Origin of the sequence: Microcella alkaliphila (assembly GCF_002355395.1) — a bacterium.
Classification (GTDB): domain Bacteria; phylum Actinomycetota; class Actinomycetes; order Actinomycetales; family Microbacteriaceae; genus Microcella; species Microcella alkaliphila_A.
Map to the genome: position 1 here is coordinate 1510491 of NZ_AP017315.1, position 17325 is coordinate 1527815.

General features: G+C 65.1%; 15 protein-coding genes. 5 read left to right on the forward strand and 10 right to left on the reverse strand.

Annotation, left to right across the window (positions count from 1 at the left end; genetic code table 11):
- Positions 1-9 precede the first annotated feature (9 nt).
- Genes CPY97_RS07385 through CPY97_RS07395 form a run of 3 tightly spaced genes read right to left on the reverse strand, consistent with a single transcriptional unit; the run spans position 10 to position 2034 of the window.
- A complete protein-coding gene (locus CPY97_RS07385; protein ID WP_096421494.1) occupies positions 10-501 on the reverse strand; it encodes a YbaK/EbsC family protein in 492 nt (163 codons plus the stop codon).
- The gene (locus tag CPY97_RS07390; protein WP_096421496.1) at positions 501-1142 is read right to left on the reverse strand and encodes a histidine phosphatase family protein; all 642 of its coding nucleotides are present in this window, start codon (positions 1140-1142) and stop codon (positions 501-503) included. The genes CPY97_RS07385 and CPY97_RS07390 overlap by 1 nt, the downstream gene beginning before the upstream one ends.
- Before the next feature lie 37 nt (positions 1143-1179).
- Positions 1180-2034: a Sir2 family NAD-dependent protein deacetylase gene (locus CPY97_RS07395; RefSeq protein WP_231923874.1), complete on the reverse strand. Its 855-nt coding sequence runs from the start codon at positions 2032-2034 to the stop codon at positions 1180-1182.
- Between the two features lie 135 nt (positions 2035-2169).
- Here CPY97_RS07395 and CPY97_RS07400 point away from each other — a divergent pair, with 135 nt between their 5' ends.
- Entirely contained in the window at positions 2170-2970 is an 801-nt protein-coding gene (locus tag CPY97_RS07400) for a TrmH family RNA methyltransferase (protein WP_231923875.1), read from the forward strand.
- A gap of 451 nt (positions 2971-3421) precedes the next feature.
- Here the strand turns inward: CPY97_RS07400 and CPY97_RS07405 are convergent, their stop codons facing one another.
- Both CPY97_RS07405 and CPY97_RS13450 read right to left on the reverse strand, forming a co-directional pair.
- Positions 3422-4645, reverse strand: coding sequence for an IS256 family transposase (locus CPY97_RS07405; protein ID WP_096420758.1), 1224 nt, complete (start codon positions 4643-4645; stop codon positions 3422-3424).
- A gap of 1310 nt (positions 4646-5955) precedes the next feature.
- Positions 5956-6108: a hypothetical protein gene (locus CPY97_RS13450; protein ID WP_161494096.1), complete on the reverse strand. Its 153-nt coding sequence runs from the start codon at positions 6106-6108 to the stop codon at positions 5956-5958.
- Positions 6109-6189: 81 nt separating this feature from the next.
- Here CPY97_RS13450 and CPY97_RS13265 point away from each other — a divergent pair, with 81 nt between their 5' ends.
- The 3 genes from CPY97_RS13265 to CPY97_RS13275 are packed head-to-tail and all read left to right on the forward strand — an operon-like array spanning position 6190 to position 8680.
- On the forward strand, positions 6190-6465 hold the full coding sequence (locus CPY97_RS13265; RefSeq protein ID WP_150129220.1) for a hypothetical protein: 276 nt from the start codon (positions 6190-6192) through the stop codon (positions 6463-6465).
- A complete protein-coding gene (locus CPY97_RS13270; protein ID WP_150129221.1) occupies positions 6462-7433 on the forward strand; it encodes an aminotransferase class I/II-fold pyridoxal phosphate-dependent enzyme in 972 nt (323 codons plus the stop codon). The genes CPY97_RS13265 and CPY97_RS13270 overlap by 4 nt, the downstream gene beginning before the upstream one ends.
- A complete protein-coding gene (locus CPY97_RS13275) occupies positions 7430-8680 on the forward strand; it encodes a hypothetical protein (RefSeq protein ID WP_150129222.1) in 1251 nt (416 codons plus the stop codon). The genes CPY97_RS13270 and CPY97_RS13275 overlap by 4 nt, the downstream gene beginning before the upstream one ends.
- Before the next feature lie 48 nt (positions 8681-8728).
- Here CPY97_RS13275 and CPY97_RS07410 read toward each other — a convergent pair whose 3' ends face one another.
- From CPY97_RS07410 to CPY97_RS07430, 5 genes are all read right to left on the reverse strand, one after another.
- Positions 8729-10789, reverse strand: coding sequence for an alpha-galactosidase (locus CPY97_RS07410; RefSeq protein WP_231923876.1), 2061 nt, complete (start codon positions 10787-10789; stop codon positions 8729-8731).
- A gap of 68 nt (positions 10790-10857) precedes the next feature.
- Positions 10858-12183, reverse strand: coding sequence for an ABC transporter substrate-binding protein (locus tag CPY97_RS07415; RefSeq protein WP_096421502.1), 1326 nt, complete (start codon positions 12181-12183; stop codon positions 10858-10860).
- 77 nt (positions 12184-12260) lie between these two features.
- The gene (locus CPY97_RS07420; protein ID WP_197702213.1) at positions 12261-13145 is read right to left on the reverse strand and encodes a carbohydrate ABC transporter permease; all 885 of its coding nucleotides are present in this window, start codon (positions 13143-13145) and stop codon (positions 12261-12263) included.
- Positions 13142-14047, reverse strand: a complete 906-nt coding sequence (locus CPY97_RS07425) for a carbohydrate ABC transporter permease (protein ID WP_096421504.1) — start codon at positions 14045-14047, stop codon at positions 13142-13144. The genes CPY97_RS07420 and CPY97_RS07425 overlap by 4 nt, the downstream gene beginning before the upstream one ends.
- Complete coding sequence (locus CPY97_RS07430; protein WP_197702214.1) at positions 14047-16095, reverse strand: beta-galactosidase; 2049 nt, start codon at positions 16093-16095, stop codon at positions 14047-14049. Before CPY97_RS07430 ends, CPY97_RS07425 begins: the two co-directional genes overlap by 1 nt.
- A gap of 201 nt (positions 16096-16296) precedes the next feature.
- Here CPY97_RS07430 and CPY97_RS07435 point away from each other — a divergent pair, with 201 nt between their 5' ends.
- Positions 16297-17319 (forward strand): LacI family DNA-binding transcriptional regulator, encoded by a 1023-nt coding sequence (locus CPY97_RS07435; RefSeq protein ID WP_096421506.1) that lies wholly within the window; start codon positions 16297-16299, stop codon positions 17317-17319.
- Positions 17320-17325 lie beyond the last annotated feature (6 nt).

The following is a 17325-nucleotide window of genomic DNA, read 5'->3' on the forward strand; positions in this document are numbered from 1 at the left end:
GACGGGCCTCTAGGACGAGACGGCCGCCACGCGGCCGCCCGACCACTCGATGAGCTGGGCCGGGGTGAGCGAGAAGTTGTCGTAGGCACTGCCTGCCGCCGCCCACAGCACGTCGAACCGGTCGAACGAGGCGTCGATCCAGGTGGGCACGGGATGCGGGTGGCCGATGGGCGGAACGCCCCCGATCGAGAAGCCGGTCGCCGATTTCACCGTGCGCGCATCCGCCTTCTCGATGCGCGCCCCGGTCGCCTGCGCGAGCAGGGCGAGGTCGGCGCGTCGGTCGCCGGGCACGAGCACGAGAATCGGCTCGGCCACCTCGTGGCCCGCGTCGGCACCGTCCCGGACGGCAACGAACACGAGCGACTTCACGATCTGTCCCTCGGCGACGCCGAGCACCGCAGCCGCCTCGGCCGCCGTGTGCGTCGAGTCGGGCATGCGGCGCACGTCGAGGTCGAGGTGCACGGTGGCGGCGCGGAAGCGCTCGAGGCCGGAGGGAGCCATCAGCCCTCCTCGCGCTCGCTCTCGCGGTGAGCGAGAGGGTTTTGCTCGTCGTAGTCGTCGGCGTACGGGAAGATTGATTGCTCGTCGAGCGGGTCGTTGAACAGCACGAGCTCGAGCCCGCCATCGGCGTGCTGGAACGAGTGGATCGAGCCGTTGGTGATCGGCTCGCGGTGCCGCCCCGGTGCCACGGTCTCGAGCACGCTGCGAATGACGCCGCCATGCGCGACGACGATGATCGCCTCGCCGGGGTGCGCATCCGCCAATTGGTGCAGGCCTGCAATGACGCGGTCGGCCACGGCCTCGCGGGCCTCGAGGCCGGGAACCTTAACGCCCTCAGGAAACCGCGCATCCAGTTCGATCCCAGTGAGACCCTCGGCCTCGCCGTAGTTGCGCTCAACGAACGCCGCATCGTGCTCGATATCGCCGAAGCCGATCTCACGGGCGATGATCTGCGCGGTCTCGGATGCGCGCGACAGGGGAGAGGCGACGATGCGACTCCAGGCGCGCCCGGCCAGCAGCCGCCCAGCGGCCGCCGCCTGCTCGCGGCCCAGATCGTTCAGTGGGATGTCGGTCGCGCCCTGAATGCGGCGGGCGCGGTTCCAGTCGGTCTCTCCGTGGCGCACGAGCGCGAAGACGGTCATCGGTCCTTTCCGCGCGGCCGGATCTCGGCGGCGCCGGTCAGGCGAGGAGCGCGTCGCCGAGGAGCGCGAGCGTCTCCGAAGTGCCCGCGTCGATCTTAATGGCCGCGCGCGCATCGGCCTTGGTTACTCCACGGTTCACGATGACGACGGGGATGCGCCGCTTCTGCGCGAGTCCCACGAGGCGTACGCCCGAGTTCACGACGAGAGAGGACCCCAGCACCACGAGCGCGTCGGCGCGGGCGACGATGCTGCGCGCCTCCTCAAACTTCACGGGCGGCACGAACTCGCCGAAGAACACGATGTCGGGCTTCAGGGTGCCGCCGCAGACCGTGCACTCGGGGATCGCGAAACGCGACACGTCGTCAACCTCAGCGTCGCCGTCGGGGTTGATGCGGCTGGCCGCCGACTCGTCGAACCACGGGTTCAGCGCGCTGATGCGCTCCGCGACCGCGTCGCGCGAGAAAGCCTGACCGCAGTGCAGACACACCACGCGATCCATCGAGCCGTGCAGGTCGACGACACGCTGGGAACCGGCGCGCACGTGCAGACCGTCCACGTTTTGGGTGACCACGCCGGTGACGAGACCGGCGTGTTCGAGCTCGGCGAGCATCCGATGACCGGAATTCGGGCGGGAGGTCGCAAATCGCGACCAGCCGAGGTGACTGCCCGCCCAGTAGCGCTTGCGGTACGGCTCGTCGGCGAGGAACTGGCTGAAGGTCATCGGCGTGCGCACGGGGGCGCCGGCACCGCGATAGTCGGGGATGCCCGAGTCGGTGCTCACGCCCGCACCCGTCAAGACGGCCATGCGGCGGCCCTTCAGCAGCTCGGTGGCGCGGGAAAGCTCAGCGAGGGCCTCGTCGCCGAGGGCGAGGGCGGGTGCGGTGCTCGTCACGGGTACTCCGAATCGCGCGGATGCTCGTCAGCGTAAACGCGTTCGGTTTCGGATATGTTTCCCGAGGCTGATTGCCAGGTCATGACGGCCCGACTCGCCGGATGCGCAGGGCGGAGGACATAGATGGGGGATGGGGTGGACGTTCGCGAATTCACGACCCTCGACGACCCGGCGCTCGACGACTTCGCGCGGCTCACCGACGTGGCGCTGCGCCGGGCGATTGAGCCCGAGGGTGGGCTGTACCTCGCCGAATCACTCACCGTGATCGGGCGGGCGCTGGCCGCCGGGCACCAGCCGCGCAGCGTGCTCACCTCGGAGCGCTGGCTGCCCGAGCTTTCGCGGTTACTAGAGGGCCACGACGTGCCCGTGTACGTGGGGGCGCCGGCGCTGCTCGAAGAACTCACCGGGTACCACCTGCACCGCGGGGCGCTCGCCAGCATGCACCGGCCCGCGCTGCCAGACCCTGCGGAGTTGTTGCGCGACGCCCGCCGCGTCGTCGTCATCGAAAACGTCGTCGACCACACGAACATCGGGGCGATCTTCCGCTCGGTCGCGGGCCTCGGCGCCGACGCCGTCTTTGTGACCGCCGATGCCGCCGACCCGCTCTACCGTCGCAGCGTCCGCGTGTCGATGGGCACGGTGCTGCAGGTGCCGTGGACCCGTCTGCCCGAATGGGATGCGGCACGCGCGCTGTTCACGGAGGCTGGCTTCCAGCTTGTCGCCCTCGCGCTCGCCGACGACGCCGTCGGTCTGCGGGAGTACGCGGCCGCGGCGCCGGAGCGAGTCGCGGTCGTCGTGGGGTCGGAAGGTGATGGCTTGTCCCGGCGCGCGCTGGCCGCCGCCAACACGGTCGTCACGATCCCCATGGGGCACGGGGTCGACTCGCTGAACGTGGCAGCCGCTGCCGCCGTGGCGCTCTATGCGCTGCAGGTCTAGGTGTCCCCTTTCTGGCTCTTGTTGACATGAGGATGGAACTCCGGGCCGGGTAGAGCTGTCAAGGTTGTCTCTCGTGCGGCGAATATTCATTTCTCACGGTGAAGCCCGGCTGACGCCTGTCGGCAGGTCGATCTCGGTCCAACGCAGTGTGGCAGGGCGTCTGGTGGGGGAGCCACACCGGGATGAGAACCTCGCGCACCACAGCGTGGAAGTGGTGGCGCAGGTTTCATCAGGCCGGTGTAGCGGTTCTGTTCGACTGGCCAAGTGTCGTCGGCAACTACACACACCGTGCTCGTGCCTGCGAGGGAGCGCCAGTGCTCATCGCGCGCAAGTCGGGCAAGCGTTTCTCAATCAAATTGGCCCTGCAGATCAGGCTTCCCGCTTCGACCGTGGGTGACGTCCCTCTGAGTGGTGGAGTTTCTCAACACCGTGCGGGATCAGCTTTTGGTGATTATGCCGCGTTCAGTTCCGGGATCGCCACCTCCTGTTCTGTTGCGTTGAGGAGTTTCATGGAGTGTTCGCTGAAGTAGCGGCGGTCGGCGCCGTCCCATTCGTCGTGTTGCTCGATCAACACGTGCCCGGCCAGGCGCAGTAGCGCGGCAGGGTTCGGGAAGGTGCCCACGACATCGGTGCGGCGTTTGATCTCTTTGTTGACCCGCTCCAGTGGGTTGGTGGACCAGATCTGTCGCCAGTGCGCGGTCGGGAACCCGGTGAAGGCGAGCAGGTCCTCGCGCGCGGTCTCGAGCATGTCGGCGATCTTGGGGTGGGAGCGGGTGAGCATGCGCGTGACTTCGTCGAACTGGGTGTTCACGTGCTCGGCGTCGGGTTGGGCGAAGATCGTGCGGATAATCGAGGCAACCATGGGGCCTGCAGTCTTGGGCACGTTCGCCAACACGTTGCGCATGAAGTGGACCCGGCATCGCTGCCAGGACGAGCCGTGGAACACGGTCTCGATCGCGGCAATCAAACCCGTGTGGGCGTCGGAGATGACCAGCTTCACCCCGGCAAGCCCACGAGCCTTCAACGAACGCAGGAACGTGGTCCAGAACGGTTGCGATTCGGTGTCTCCCACCTCGAAACCGAGCACTTCCCTGCGCCCGTCGGCGGCGATGCCGACCGCGACGACGACGGCTTGGGAGACCACCCGCCGGCCGACGCGGGCTTTGCAATAGGTCGCGTCGAGAAACACGTATGGGTAGGCCTGGTCGGCCAGTGGCCGGTCTCGGAACGCGGCGACGTCCTCGTCCAGGTTCGAACAGATCCGCGACACCTCGCTCTTGGAGATGCCGGTGTCAGCGCCGAGCGCTTTCACTAGATCGTCGACCTTGCGGGTCGAGACGCCGTGAACGTAGGCCTCCATCACGACCGCGAACAAGGCCTGATCGACTCGGCGGCGCCGCTCCAGCAGCGACGGGAAGAACGACCCCTGCCGCAGCTTCGGAACCCGCAACTCCAACTCGCCCGCAGTGGTCGCAAGGGTGCGCGGGCGGGTGCCGTTGCGTTGCGTGACACGATCCGGAGTGCGTTCGAACGGGGCGGCACCGATGAACGCAGCCGCTTCGGCATCGATCAGCTCCTGATAGAGCGTCTCGGTCGCAACCCGGATTCGGTCGGTGACATCGGTGAGTTTAAGTTCCCCGAGCAACTCGAGGAGGGCAGACTGGTCAAGAGCCATCGTGCGTATGTGTCCTTTCGTGAGATTCCTAGACAGTTCTCCCTGACCATCGCACGATGGCTCACCACGTCAACGACGCGACACTCGAGCCCGAGAATTACACCACCCCAGGGGACGTCACCCGACCGTGGTGCGCGTCTTGGCAGGCCAGGGCGCCTCTGCTTCACGATGTTGATTCGATGAACAGCGGTGTCTCCTCCTTTTCGGCCATGCGCGAACCAGCGGGTGCAGCTGGATCACCCTCGGTGTTGCATGCAGACATCAAGAAGGTTGCCGGGATTCCTGACGGTGTCGGCGGACGGCGGGTTTATGGTCGAGGCGAATAGACGGGCGCGCGGTCGGTGATCACTACGTTCACGCTGCGATCGATGAACACACGCGGGTCGTATTCACGCGCCGATCCGGTGATCAAGAAGACTCCACCGCGGCTGACTCATCAGATGCGCTCACGCGTCGCACTCCCAGCTTTGCATCACGATCCGCGCAGTGATCCGCTCCGTTGACTTGGCCCATCGCCGCTCAAGAAGCTGGGCCCCGGTCAACTCTGTTCCGCCGTTTCCGAACCTGGATTGACGAACATGCCGAGAGGCTTTAGCCAAACCCTCGCATCCGGAAGTGCACACGCGCCCCTCAAAACACGAACGACGTATGCATCGCGCCCTCGCCACGAAGCTGAACTGACACAACCTCGAACCAAAACGGCCCCACTTGAGCATCGAAGGCCGATGCCCCCTCGCCTGTGTTGGCAACGGCCACAGGCAGAAGATCTGTAGCGCGTCAGACAACCCGCCGCCAGCTGATGTCGACAGCAACCGTCTCTTGGGCGACACCGTGATGTGCGCCTCCTGTTTACGCACCTGATTGCGCACGCGGTCGCGAAGGCACACTAGCCGTGCTGCGGTCGTCCCGCGAGCCGTGCCCGTGTGTCCCCGGACTATCCGCGCGATGCACCGGACAGCGGTTCACAGTCTCCCTCGGGAGAGAAGTGCGCGCGCAAGTCTAGTGAGGCGCAGTGTGGGGCGCGGTCACGCAGCAATTCACCGAATGAGAACCAAAATCATATTTTCTCCACAGGGCCCGCAGGGCTGGACCGGAAAGGTATTGTTGACTCATGAACGAAGGGAGGGTTGTCATGGAAAAGCTGATTGAGCAGATCAAGAACGAAAAGCTCGCCGAGATTCGCGCAGTCGAGATGGATTGCTGCGCCGAAGTTACGTGATTCCTGGTGGTGTGATGGCAATAACCATCCCACCACCTCAAATCGTTAGCCCAAGGATCTAGGAGTAGAATCGCTGCCTGCGCTTCACCCATCATATGTACAGCACTTGTTTGACCGTATCGATGATCGCGAGCGAGAATTGCTGGATGCGCAGATTGTTGAGTGTCTGAAATTTCTCGTAATCACGTCCGCGACGCCAGGAAGACGCATTGCGGTAACGCCAGAAGTCGATACTATTTGGCATGAACTAATCCTTCAGACAGCGTCCTACATGTCATTATGTACAGCTATGCCTGGAGGGAGATATTTGCACCATGCTTCAATAATGCCGGATGAGTACGCGGACCGCGTGGGTGATGAGGAATTCATCCGAGAGTTTGTTCAATCGATACCGGATTACGTCCAGAACTTTGGAGAGTTTGATGAGGAGCGATCTTCGATGTGGACGGTAACGCGTTTCTTGATGGAACAAATGAATTACACCCTCGACGAAGTGAATGAACTTGGGCGCACGGAAGTTCCGGAAGTAGAACTCGCAAGAGGATCAGCGTGGAGGGCTTTGGGTCAGCATCGCAAGATCAGTAGCGCACTTGCACTGTGACCACACACCACAACACTCTTGATTTTCGGCTTCGAGCGCCCGAGGGAGTGACGTTTGCCTTGCCAGATTCTGGCCTCGGTCAAGAATTTGTGGAAGCTGTCGTGCAACAACTGACTCGTATCGAATGGCATCAGTACGCCACGCTTCCCGCTGAGGTTGAGGCTTCACTTCCGTGGTCACAAAATCCAATGGTCCGCACGACATACACACGCGGTGCCGAGGATGCGCTGTTGCAGTTGGTGAGACACGCTTCGATTAAACAAATTCATTGTGCTAGGTGGTCCTACCCGGGCTACGCACGAATCGCAAAACGGCTGGGTCTTGGCATACAAGAATACGCGTCGATTGATCAACTTCAGGGGACGAGACCCCTGCGAGAGGACAATTTGGTAGTTGTCACGGAGCCGGGCAATCCGTTTACTATCGGAGCGACGAGCGCGTTGGACCCTAGCCTTTTCGGGCACGCGCATCTGGTAGTTGACGCGGCGTACGCTAACCCTTTCAGCCCGGAATTTGCGCTCAATTCGGCCAATCTCGCAGCCAAAGGCGTGCCGACAGTTTTCACGCTTTCGAAGACAGCCGGCCTGGCCGCATCTCGGCTTGGTGGTGTCGTCGCACTTCGAGGGACATCCGATTCTCCCGAGCAAGACCCGCGGTTTTGGGATGCTTTTTCGGTTAGCGTGCTGGCGGTTCTCGCCTCAAAGCACGGAAGGAACTTGTTGTCGGCTTTCGAAAGGGAAAGGAGTGAACTCGCGGACCAACTCGTCCGAGAACTCGTTAGATGGGACCTTCCCGTGGTTCGTTCTCAGTCAAATCTTTTTGTGACCTGCTTTTCCAAAGCGGTTCATTCTGCAAGTTTCGAACATTTGGTTGATCTCGTCCAAGGAAAGCGCTACTTCGACAAAGTGGGGGGATCTCTCTTGCGTATTGATGTTTCTCGTGACAATGTGAAAGCGCTTAAAGAATGAGTGCGCATTCTGTTCCAAGACTCGCGATTATCAAGTCTGCACCACTGGTAGTCGCCGCGCTTATTCCGCAGGCAGTCGCGGCAATCGCCGTGTTGCTTGCGGAATCCTCTGGAATTGTGGGCGCAGCCGCGTTAATTGGCGTCATGGCTTCCTTGGTTGGCCTCGGAATGGTGATCGGTGTGGGCGTCATGATCTGCACGACGCGAGACCTTATGCTGGCGCGCAGGGCCGGAGAGGATCGAACGGCGGCATTTGCGCTCAATGCGGGCTATGCAACCATTTTTTCGGCCATCTCCTTGCCTGTCCTTGCACTGATAACAATGCTGTTTGTGTTTTTTGACGTTGCACCCGCCCAAATTATCTGGTGGCTCGCCCTCACCCAGGTTCCAGTGCTGCTCGCAACGCCGTTTAACGCCCTTCTGAACGGCGCCTTTCAGGCGGCTGATCGCAGTGGTGAGAACCTCGCTTCCGCGATTATTCAGGGTGCCCTTACATTAATTGGGGCGATAGTTGCTTTTGCCACAGACATGTTTCCGAGTTTACTGGGTTCGATCCTTGTTTATGGATCGATTCAAGCTCTTGCTGTAGTGGGTACGCTTCTGTGGCGTACACTTCGCCTGCGCCGGAAAACAGGCCTCACTCTGCAGGTAAAGATGTCGTCGAACCTTTCCCAGCTATCGGAGCGCCTCCTCGCGGCCCTAGATGCTGTAGTCTTTGTCGGCATTTTTCTTGTCGCACAAACAATTGCTGCAGGGGTTTCACCCGCAACTGGTGATGTTGTCGCAGTGGCAGTCGCTTTTGCGCGTGCTGCCGCAGTCCCATTGAAGCAAGTTGGAATTACGATTGCGCGCGTCGAATTGTCGAAGTTTGGCGATGGTGTTGTTCGATCGCCCTGGCTATGGTATGTGCCGCTGAGTGCTTACCCTTATCTCTCGTTTTCAGTTCTCGCAATTATCATTTACGGGCTTTCGGGCCAGGCTGGCCAATACTGGCCATTTCTCACGGTGCTTCTATTTGTTCAGTTTCTCGCTGAGCCCTGGGCGGGAGTCTTGTATTCGTATGCCAAGGTCCGATTTGGCGCCCCAGTTGGTATTCGAGGGCTAATCCTAATCTATCTCATCCTTGTACCGGTGGGTCTTTGGTGGCTGTCCGTGACAGGCGCCACCCCGGTCGGTTTTATGTTACTTTTCGCAGTTGCACGAATTGCATTTGCGTTTAGCAACATCGCCGCGATTTCGCGGCTTTGACAGGCCACAAGCGGGATTCGACTTTTCGACCTTCAATACATTTCACGATCAAGTTCGAGTCGCGCGGAGAAGGATCGCCTGCTCGGGCGCGAGCAGCGGCACGGGCACCCCGAACTCGGCGAGAGTGCGGCCCGTCAGCTCGATTGACCCGGCACGCCACCACGCCGGAGGGGCGTCCTGCACCACGTGCGCAGGCGTGCCGAGCTCGACCGGTTCGAGTCGGTAGACGCGGTCAGTGCCGAGCCCTGGCAGGCGCAGGCGTGGGGGCGTCGCGACGGGGGATGCGGTGAGCTGGACCAGCGCGATCAGCGCGCGGTCCGCATCCGTATCGACGACCGCGTGCACGAGGCGGTCATCGCCCGCCTCGTCGGTGCGCATCGTGCGCCCGCCGTGCAGGAGCGCGCGCTCGGCGCGGTAGAGGGCCGCCCACTCGGCGACCTGCGCGCGCTCCTCGGCCGTGGCGCGGGTGAGATCCCACTCGATGCCCGCGTGGCCGAACAGGGCGGTGATGAGGCGCAGCGAGAGTGCGTGCGTGCGGCCCGTGATGTGGGCCCGGCCCGAGCCCACGTGCCCGCCCAGCAGCTCGGGGGGCATCAGGATGCCCGTGTAGCGCTGGATCGACTGGCGCTCGAGCGCGTCGTTCGTGTCGGAGGTCCAGAAGCGGTGCACGCGGCGAGCGATGCCGAGGTCGATGCGGGCGCCGCCCGACGCGCACGACTCGATCGCGACGTCGGGGTGCGCGGCGCGCAGCCGGTCGAGGAGCGCGTAGAGCGCGCGGGTCTGGGCGGCGGCGGAACCGGCGTGCAGTGCGCGGTTGTGGTCCCACTTGAGGAAGCGGATCGGGTACTCGGTGAGCAACGCGTCGAGGGCCGCGAACACGTGGTCGGCGGCTCCGTCGGAGGTGAGGTCGAGGGTGTGCTGCCAGCGCCAGGTGGGGGGAACGCTCGCCCCCGAGTCGTCGGCCGCGGTGCCGGCGAGCACCCACTCGGGGTGGGCACGGGCGAGCTCGCTCTCGGGGCTGACCATCTCGGGCTCGACCCACAGGCCGAACTCCATGCCGCGGGCGGTGACCTCGGCGATGAGCGGGGTGAGGCCGTCGGGCCAGCGGGACTCGTCGACGGTCCAGTCGCCAAGGGCGCGCTTGTCGTCGGTGCGGCCGGTGAACCAGCCGTCGTCGAGCACGAAGCGTTCAACGCCGACCTCGGCCGCCGCCTCAACGAGCGGGGTGAGGCGCTCGAGCGACTGGTCGAAGTAGACGGCCTCCCAGGTGTTGAGCACGAGGGGGCGCTCGGCGGGAGGGGTGAGGCGCCGCACGTACGGGTGGAAGCGGTCGCTCAGGCCGTCGAGCCCCGATGCCGAGTAGGCGATGACGGTCTCGGGGGCGGTATAGCTCTCGCCGGCCGCGAGCACGAGTTCGCCGGGCTCAAGCAGTTCGGCCGCGAGGAGGCGGCGGTCTCCCGTGGCAAGACTCTCGAGGCCGGTGACGCTGTCGCCGCTCCAGGCGTGGTGCAGCGCCCACACCTCGCCGTGCCGGAAGCCGAAGCCGGGGGTGCCCGCGATCGTCAGGAACGGGCTGTCGTGGCCGGGGCGGCCCTGGCGCTGCTCGCGCAGCATGAGGCCGTCCCGGGCAGGCGTGCGCTGGGGGCGGCGCTCGTAGGCCCACAGGCCCGTGAAGTCGAGCAGCTCGCTCGCGCGGGCGGGCACCGGCACGGTCGCCGCGAGCCTCGCCACCTCGACGGGCTGCGCGTGAGCGGCGGCGGTGAGCTGGATCGTGACGATGCTCTCGTTCGAGAGGGCGAGCATCCATTCGACGGTCGCGAATGCGCCGTCGTCATCGTGAGCGTCGACGACAACGCGGATGCTCGTGGCCGCGTCTCGCTGGGCCGCCCGCGTCGCGAAGCGGGTGGCGAATCGCGACGCGGGAGCGGATGCGCGGCGGAGCTGCGCGGCGGGCCAGCCGGCGAAGCCCTCGGAGCGGTTAGCTATGAGGGAGGGCACGACCGCGTGATCGGGGGAGCTCGGCGGAATCGCCGCCGGGGCGGCGAGGGAGATGAGGGCCGACTCGTCGAGGTCACCGAGATCGGCGCCGACGTGAATGAGGCGGGGCACGCCCGTGCCGCGGGCGTCGAGCAGAACGCTGACACCCGCGGCACGGAGGTGATGGAGTGTGATGGTGCTTACTCGTGGACCGGGATGCTCGCTGCCTGCAGGGCCGCGATGGTCGACTGCTGACCGGCGGTCAGCGCGTCCATGAGCGTACCGGTGCCCGAGATGGCTCCCGAGAAGCCGTCAGCCACGTCGTTGTAGACCTGCGTCATCGTCGGGCCCCACACGAAGTTGGGGTCGACGTTGGTGCCGGCCTCGGCGAACACCTGGTAGATCTCCTGGCCACCGTAGAACTCGACGCCCTCGGCGAAGACCGGAAGGTTCGCACCCTCGATGGTCGCCGGGTAGATCTGGGCGGTGCGGTTCATGGCGGTGAGCGCGTCAGCGTCGGTGTTCAACCACAGAGCGAACTGTGCCGCCTCGTACGGGTGGTCAGAGCCCTTCAGCACAGCGGTGGTAGAGCCACCCCAGTTACCGGCAGCGCTGGCGCCAGCCTCCCACTGCGGCATCGGGGCGACAGCCCAGTTGCCGGCGGTGTCGGGAGCGCCGCTGAGGATGGTGTTCGCACCCCAGACGGCCGACACCCAGGTCCAGACCTCGGAGTTGTTGAACGCGGCGTTCCACTCGTCGGTCCACGGCGGGTTCGCCGAAACGAGGTCGTCGGCGAGCAGGCCCTGCCAGTACTCGGCAACCATGAGCGACTCGTCGCCCGTGAGGTTGACCTGCCACTCGTCCCCATCGTTCGAGAACCACTGACCACCGGTCTGCCAGACGAAGCCGGCGAACTGGTTGATGTCGCTCTGCGAGAAGTTGGTGATGTAACCACCCTCCTCACGGATCGCTTCAGCCGCGGCACGGTACTCGTCCCACGTGGTCGGCACGTCGATACCGGCCTCTTCGAACAGGTCGGCGCGGTAGAACATGGTCATGGGGCCGGTGTCCTGCGGGATCGCGCACACCGCGTCCTCTTCGCCGAAGGTGACCTGGCTCCAGGTCCAGTCGACGAACTGGCTCTGCGCGTCGAGGATTCCCTCGCAGGCGGCAATGTTCTCGAGGCCGTCCTGCACGCGGAAGTTCGGCATCGCGTCGTATTCGATCTGGCCGAGGTCGGGCGCGTTGCCAGCGGCGAGCTGGTTGAAGAAGTTCTGGTACGTGCCGCCCAGGCCGTTCGGGCCGGTCTGCACGTTGACCTGAATGTCGGGGTTCTCTTCGTTCCAGATGGCCACGGCCTCTTCGACGCCGGGCAGCCAGCTGGTGAAGGTCAGTTCGACGGGTCCGTCGCTCGGAGCGCAGTCACCAGCGGCGCCGTCGCCTCCGGTGCCGGTCGAGCAGGCGGTGAGCGCGAGCGTTGCCGCGGCCACGATGGCCCCGGTGCGCGCGATGCGGGAGATCGCCATGCGGGTTTCCTTTCTCTTGGTGGTGGGGGTGCGGGTCGGGCGCAGGGGGCCCGCCGCGGGTTCGCCGGCTGTCGGGCTCACTTGAGCCCGCCGTTCGCCAGCCCGGACTGCCAGAAACGCTGCAGCCCGAGGAACGTGATGATGAGGGGGATGATCGACAAGAGCGACCCAATGATCACGAGGGCACGGATATCGGGGATCTGGCTGACCTGGGTATTCCAGACGTACAGCCCGAGGGTCACGGGGAAGAGCGCCTCGTCGCGCAGCATGATCAGCGGCAGAAAGAAGTTGTTCCAGATCGCCACGAACTGGAACAGGAAGATCGTGACGAGTGCCGGAGCCATCATCCGGGTGGACACGGTGAAGAAGGTCTTCACCTCGCCAGCGCCGTCAATGCGGGCGGCCTCGATGATCTCGTCGGGCACGCTCGCGGCCGCGTAAATGCGGGACAGGTAGACGCCGAACGGGCTGACGAGGCTCGGCAGGAAGACGGCCCAGTACGTGTTGGTTGCCCCGATCTGGCTAAAGAGCAGGAACAGCGGCAGCGCGAGGGCAGTCGCCGGCACCAGCACGCCGCCCAAGATCACATTGAACAGGGCGTTGCGGCCCCAGAACGTGTACTTGGCGATCGCGTAGCCCGTCATGGCGGCGAACAGCGTGGCGAGGGCGGCACCGAGGCCCGCGTACAGGGCGCTATTCAGCAGCCAGCGGAGGAAGACCGCGTTGCGGTAGTCGAACAGCGCCTGGATGTTCTCGAAGAGGTTGAAGTCGGCGAACCACAGCGGGGCCGTCGTCGTGAACTGTCCACGGGTCTTCGTCGACGCGACGAACAGCCACCAGATGGGGGTGAGGAAGTACAGCGTCGCGATCCCCATGACGGCCATGGCGAGCACGCGCGACGCGATCGACTCCTGTACGGAACTGCGGCCCTTCGTGCGGGCGCGAGCGGTCGGGGCGCTCATGCTTGGGTCCTCCGCTGGGTGAGCTTCAACACGGTGAACGAGAGGATGAACGTGGTCAGGGCGAGCACGACCGACATGGCCGCCGCGAGAGACACGTTCGGCACCGATGCCGTCGAGTAAATGAGCAGGTTCGGGGTGAAGTCACTCGTGACCGTGGAGGTGAAGCTGCGGAACACCTGCGGTTCGGCGAGCAACTGCAGCGTTCCGATGATCGAGAAGATTCCGGTGAGCACGAGCGCGGGGACGACGAGGGGAATTTTGATCGACCACGCGATCCGTGCTTGTCCCGCTCCGTCGAGCCGTGCCGCCTCGTAGATTTCCTGCGGTATCGCGAGCAGCGCCGAGTAGATGATCAGCATGTTGTAGCCCACGTACACCCAGGTGACGACGTTCGCGATCGACCACAGCACGAGCTCGCCCGAGAGGAATGGAATGGCCCGGGTGACATCGGTGAAGGGCGAGAGGTTCGGTGAGTACAGGAAGCCCCACATGATGGCCGCGATGACGCCGGGAACGGCGTACGGCGCGAAGAATGCGAGCCGGAAGAACTTCGCGCCGCGCACGAGCGGTGAATCGAGCAACAGGGCGAGCAAGAGGGCGAGCCCCAGCATGATCGGCACCTGCACGATGCCGAACAGCATGACGCGGCCGATGGACTGCCAGAAGGCGTCGTTCTGGAACACCGCGATGTATTGGGTGAGCCCGCCGAACACCTGGCGTGCCGCGCCAAACGTCCCGTCACGCTCGACGACGAGCGTCGACTGATAGATCGCATACAGAATCGGCACGATGTAAAACAGCGTGAACAACAGGCCGAAGGGGGCGAGGAAGACGAGCAGCGCGCCGCGGTGACGCACCGCGCGCGATTTCGCCTTACCTCTGGTGGGAGCGTCGGTACTCATCAGTTCTCCTTCGCCTCCTCATCGGTGAGGGGGGTGCGCACGACAATGGCGTGGCCGGCGCCGACCGGGTGTCCCGCAACAATCGTCTCGGCGGTGAGCAGGTCGATGCCGGCGACCGGGCTCGTGATCGGCTCGGAGCCGTGGTTGATCACGAAGGTGTACCGGTGGTGGGGGCCCCGACGCACCACCAGGTCTGCGTCGGGACCGACCTCGGTGACAGGGACCGAGGCAGACTCGCACACCTCGGTGAGGAGGCGAGCGAGAGATTCATCCGCGAGCACCGTACCGACGTACCACGCGGTGGCGGCGCCGTGGGTCTGCCGCGTGATCGCGGGGGAGCCGGCGGTGGGGCCGGTCGCAAAGGTGTCGTGAGAGCCGGCGCCGGACAAACGGATGCTGTCGGTCCAGATGCTGCCTTCCGCTCCGCTCTCGAGACGCACGGCGCTGTCGGCTGCCAGGGGGCGCATCTCGTCGATGGTGATGCCGAGCAGCTCGCGAAACGCCCCCGGGTAGCCCCCGAGGCGGATGGCATCGGTCTCGTCGGCGATACCGCTGAACGGGGTGACGAGGATGCTCGTTCCCGCCTCGACCGCGGAGCGGATGGCGTGCACATCCGCATCGCTCGGAGCGTAGAAGGTGGGCATGACGGCGAGTGCGTAGTCGCCGAGGTCGTCCCCGGGCCGCACCATGTCGACGGTGACGCCGAGGGCGCGCAACACGCGGGCGTAGCGGTGTGCCTCGTCGAGGTACCGGAGGAGGGATGTCGGGTGCGACTCTCCTTCGGCCGCCCACCACTGCTGCCAGCCGAACACCATCGCCACGCGCGCCTCGACGCGGCTGCCGACAACCTCGTCCAGGCGGTCGAGCATGCCGGAGAGCGCGACTGACGAGCGCCACCCCTCGGAGTCGGTGCCGCCGTGCGGCAGCAGCGCCGAGTGGAACTTCTCCGCGCCGCGCTGCGACTGTCGCCACTGGAAGAAGCAGATGCTGTCGGCTCCGCGGGCGACGTGGGTGAGGGCTGTGAGCTGTAGCTCAGTGGCTGATTTCGTGTGGTTGATCGGCTGCCAGCTGACGGCGCTCGTGGACGATTCCATGAGCATCCACGGGTCGCCGCCCGCGAGGCCGCGTGTGAGGTCGGCGCTGAAGGCGAGCTCGGCGATCGGGTCGGAGAGGCGGTGATCGAGATAGTGATCGTTGGCGATGAGGTCGAGGTCGTCCGTCCATCCCCAGTAGTCCTGCGTCTGGATGTGCGCGGTCACCATCAGGTTCGTCGTGATGGGTGCCGACGAGTGCCTTTCGATGACCGCGCGCTCGGCTCGGTAGTAGTCGAGAAGGGCGTCGGAGCTGAATCGGCGGAAGTCGAGGGCGTGCGCGGGGTTGCCGGCCGAGCGCGTACGTCGCGGCGGCAAGATGTCACCCCACTGGCTGTAGCGCTGGCTCCAGAAGGCCGTGCCCCATGCGTGGTTGAGTGCGTCGATGGTGCCGTAACGGGCCTCGAGCCAGCGACGGAAGGCGTGGGCCGACGTGTCGCAGTAGCAGTGCGCGTTGTGGCAGCCCAGCTCATTGGACACGTGCCACAGGGCAAGGGCGGGGTGTTCGCCGTATCGTTTGGCGACACGGTCGACCAGCGCGAGCGCGTGCTCGCGAAACACCGGCGAACTCGGGCACCACGCCTGGCGGCCGCCGGGCCACGCGGTCACGCCGTCGACGTCGACAGGGAGAATCGACGGCTCGATGCGCGAGAGCCACGGTGGTGCCGACGACGTCCCGGTTCCGAGGTTCAGACGGATGCCTGCCTCGTGGAGCAGACCGATGACCTCGTCGAGCGCTGTGAAGTCGTACTCGCCGGGCTGCTTCTCGAGCTGGGCCCAGCCGAAGATGTTGATGGCGACGAGGTCGACGCCGAGTTCGCGCATCAGTGCCACGTCATCGCGCCAGACGTTCGCATCCCACTGTTCGGGGTTGTAGTCGCAACCGAGCAGCACGTGACCCGCGGGGAAGCCGCGCACCAGTTCGGGTGCGGTGCGGGTGACGGGGGTGATGCTCACAGCGATCCTCTCGGAACGATCAACGACGGTGTTGCTCCGATCTCGGGCCTCGTTCTCATCCGCTCTGTGAACGTGCACAGAACAGTGTCAAGAAAAAGACCCCGAAGGATCTGTGAGCGCTCACAGAATAGAAAGGCCGCGCGTCCGTGTCAACACCCCCTGCGCCCGTCGGCGTGTCGCGGCCGTGGATACACTGGCCCCGTGGCCGAGCCGAGAACACGCCCTAAGCGCGCGACAATCTTCGATGTCGCGGCAGAAGCTGGCGTGTCGCGCGGCACCGTGTCGCGCGTGCTGAACGGGGAACCGTACGTCTCACAGAGCGCGCGTGAGGCCATCGAGGCCGCCATCGAGAAGGTCGGTTACGTGCGCAACACGGCGGCACGCAACCTCGCCACGCAGAGCTCCGGTGCGGTCGCGCTCATCGTGCACGAGCCACACTCCGTGTTCGTCGAAGATCCGAACATTGGCGCGATTTTGCTCGGTACGAACGCGGCCCTCAGCGAGGCCGACTACCAACTCGTCTCCCTCATCATCGACACAGACCGCGACACTGAGCGCGTCGTCTCCTACCTCGGCGGGGGCTTCGTCGACGGCGCCATTGTCGTCTCGGCACGCGAAGACGATCCGATCGCGGAAGCCCTGCAGCGACTGCGCATCCCCACCGTGTTGGTCGGCCGCCCCGACACCGCACCCGAGTTGCCCTCGGTGAGCATCGACAACCGCACGTCCGCGCGCCAGATCACGGAACGGCTCGTTGCGACCGGGCGCACCCGCATCGGGATGATCGCGGCGGCTCTCGACCGTGACTCCGGTCGCGATCGCCTGGCCGGGTTCCGCGACGCGCTCGGTGACCACTTCGACGCGGCCCTCGTCGTCGACGTGCCGCTGTACTCGTTCCACTCGGGCCAAGAGGGGATGCGCGGGCTCCTCGACCGCGCACCCGACATCGACGGCGTTTTTGCGGCTTCCGACGCGATCGCGGCGGGCGCCGTCGACGTGTTGCGCGCCGATGGGCGGCGCATCCCCGATGACGTGGGGGTAGTGGGGTTTGACGACAGCGCCTGGGCGCTGCGCTGTCAACCAGCCCTGTCGACGGTGCGTCAGCCGGCTGACCGTCTCGGCGCTCGAGCGGCAGAACTCGTGCTCGACGAGATCCGTACGGGTGAGCGCCGCAGCGGCGTCGTGCTGTTGCCGACAGAGGTCGTCTGGCGCGACTCGGCCTGATCCGTT

Excerpts from the sequence above, each read along its gene's own strand:
- CPY97_RS07415 (WP_096421502.1), bottom strand. The coding sequence starts at position 12,183 with ATGGCGATCTCCCGCATCGCGCGCACCGGGGCCATCGTGGCCGCGGCA.
- CPY97_RS13265 (WP_150129220.1), top strand. The coding sequence starts at position 6,190 with ATGCCGGATGAGTACGCGGACCGCGTGGGTGATGAGGAATTCATCCGA.
- CPY97_RS07420 (WP_197702213.1), bottom strand. The coding sequence starts at position 13,145 with ATGAGCGCCCCGACCGCTCGCGCCCGCACGAAGGGCCGCAGTTCCGTA.
- CPY97_RS13275 (WP_150129222.1), top strand. The coding sequence starts at position 7,430 with ATGAGTGCGCATTCTGTTCCAAGACTCGCGATTATCAAGTCTGCACCA.
- CPY97_RS13450 (WP_161494096.1), bottom strand. The coding sequence starts at position 6,108 with ATGCCAAATAGTATCGACTTCTGGCGTTACCGCAATGCGTCTTCCTGG.
- CPY97_RS07385 (WP_096421494.1), bottom strand. The coding sequence starts at position 501 with ATGGCTCCCTCCGGCCTCGAGCGCTTCCGCGCCGCCACCGTGCACCTC.
- CPY97_RS07425 (WP_096421504.1), bottom strand. The coding sequence starts at position 14,047 with ATGAGTACCGACGCTCCCACCAGAGGTAAGGCGAAATCGCGCGCGGTG.
- CPY97_RS07405 (WP_096420758.1), bottom strand. The coding sequence starts at position 4,645 with ATGGCTCTTGACCAGTCTGCCCTCCTCGAGTTGCTCGGGGAACTTAAA.
- CPY97_RS07390 (WP_096421496.1), bottom strand. The coding sequence starts at position 1,142 with ATGACCGTCTTCGCGCTCGTGCGCCACGGAGAGACCGACTGGAACCGC.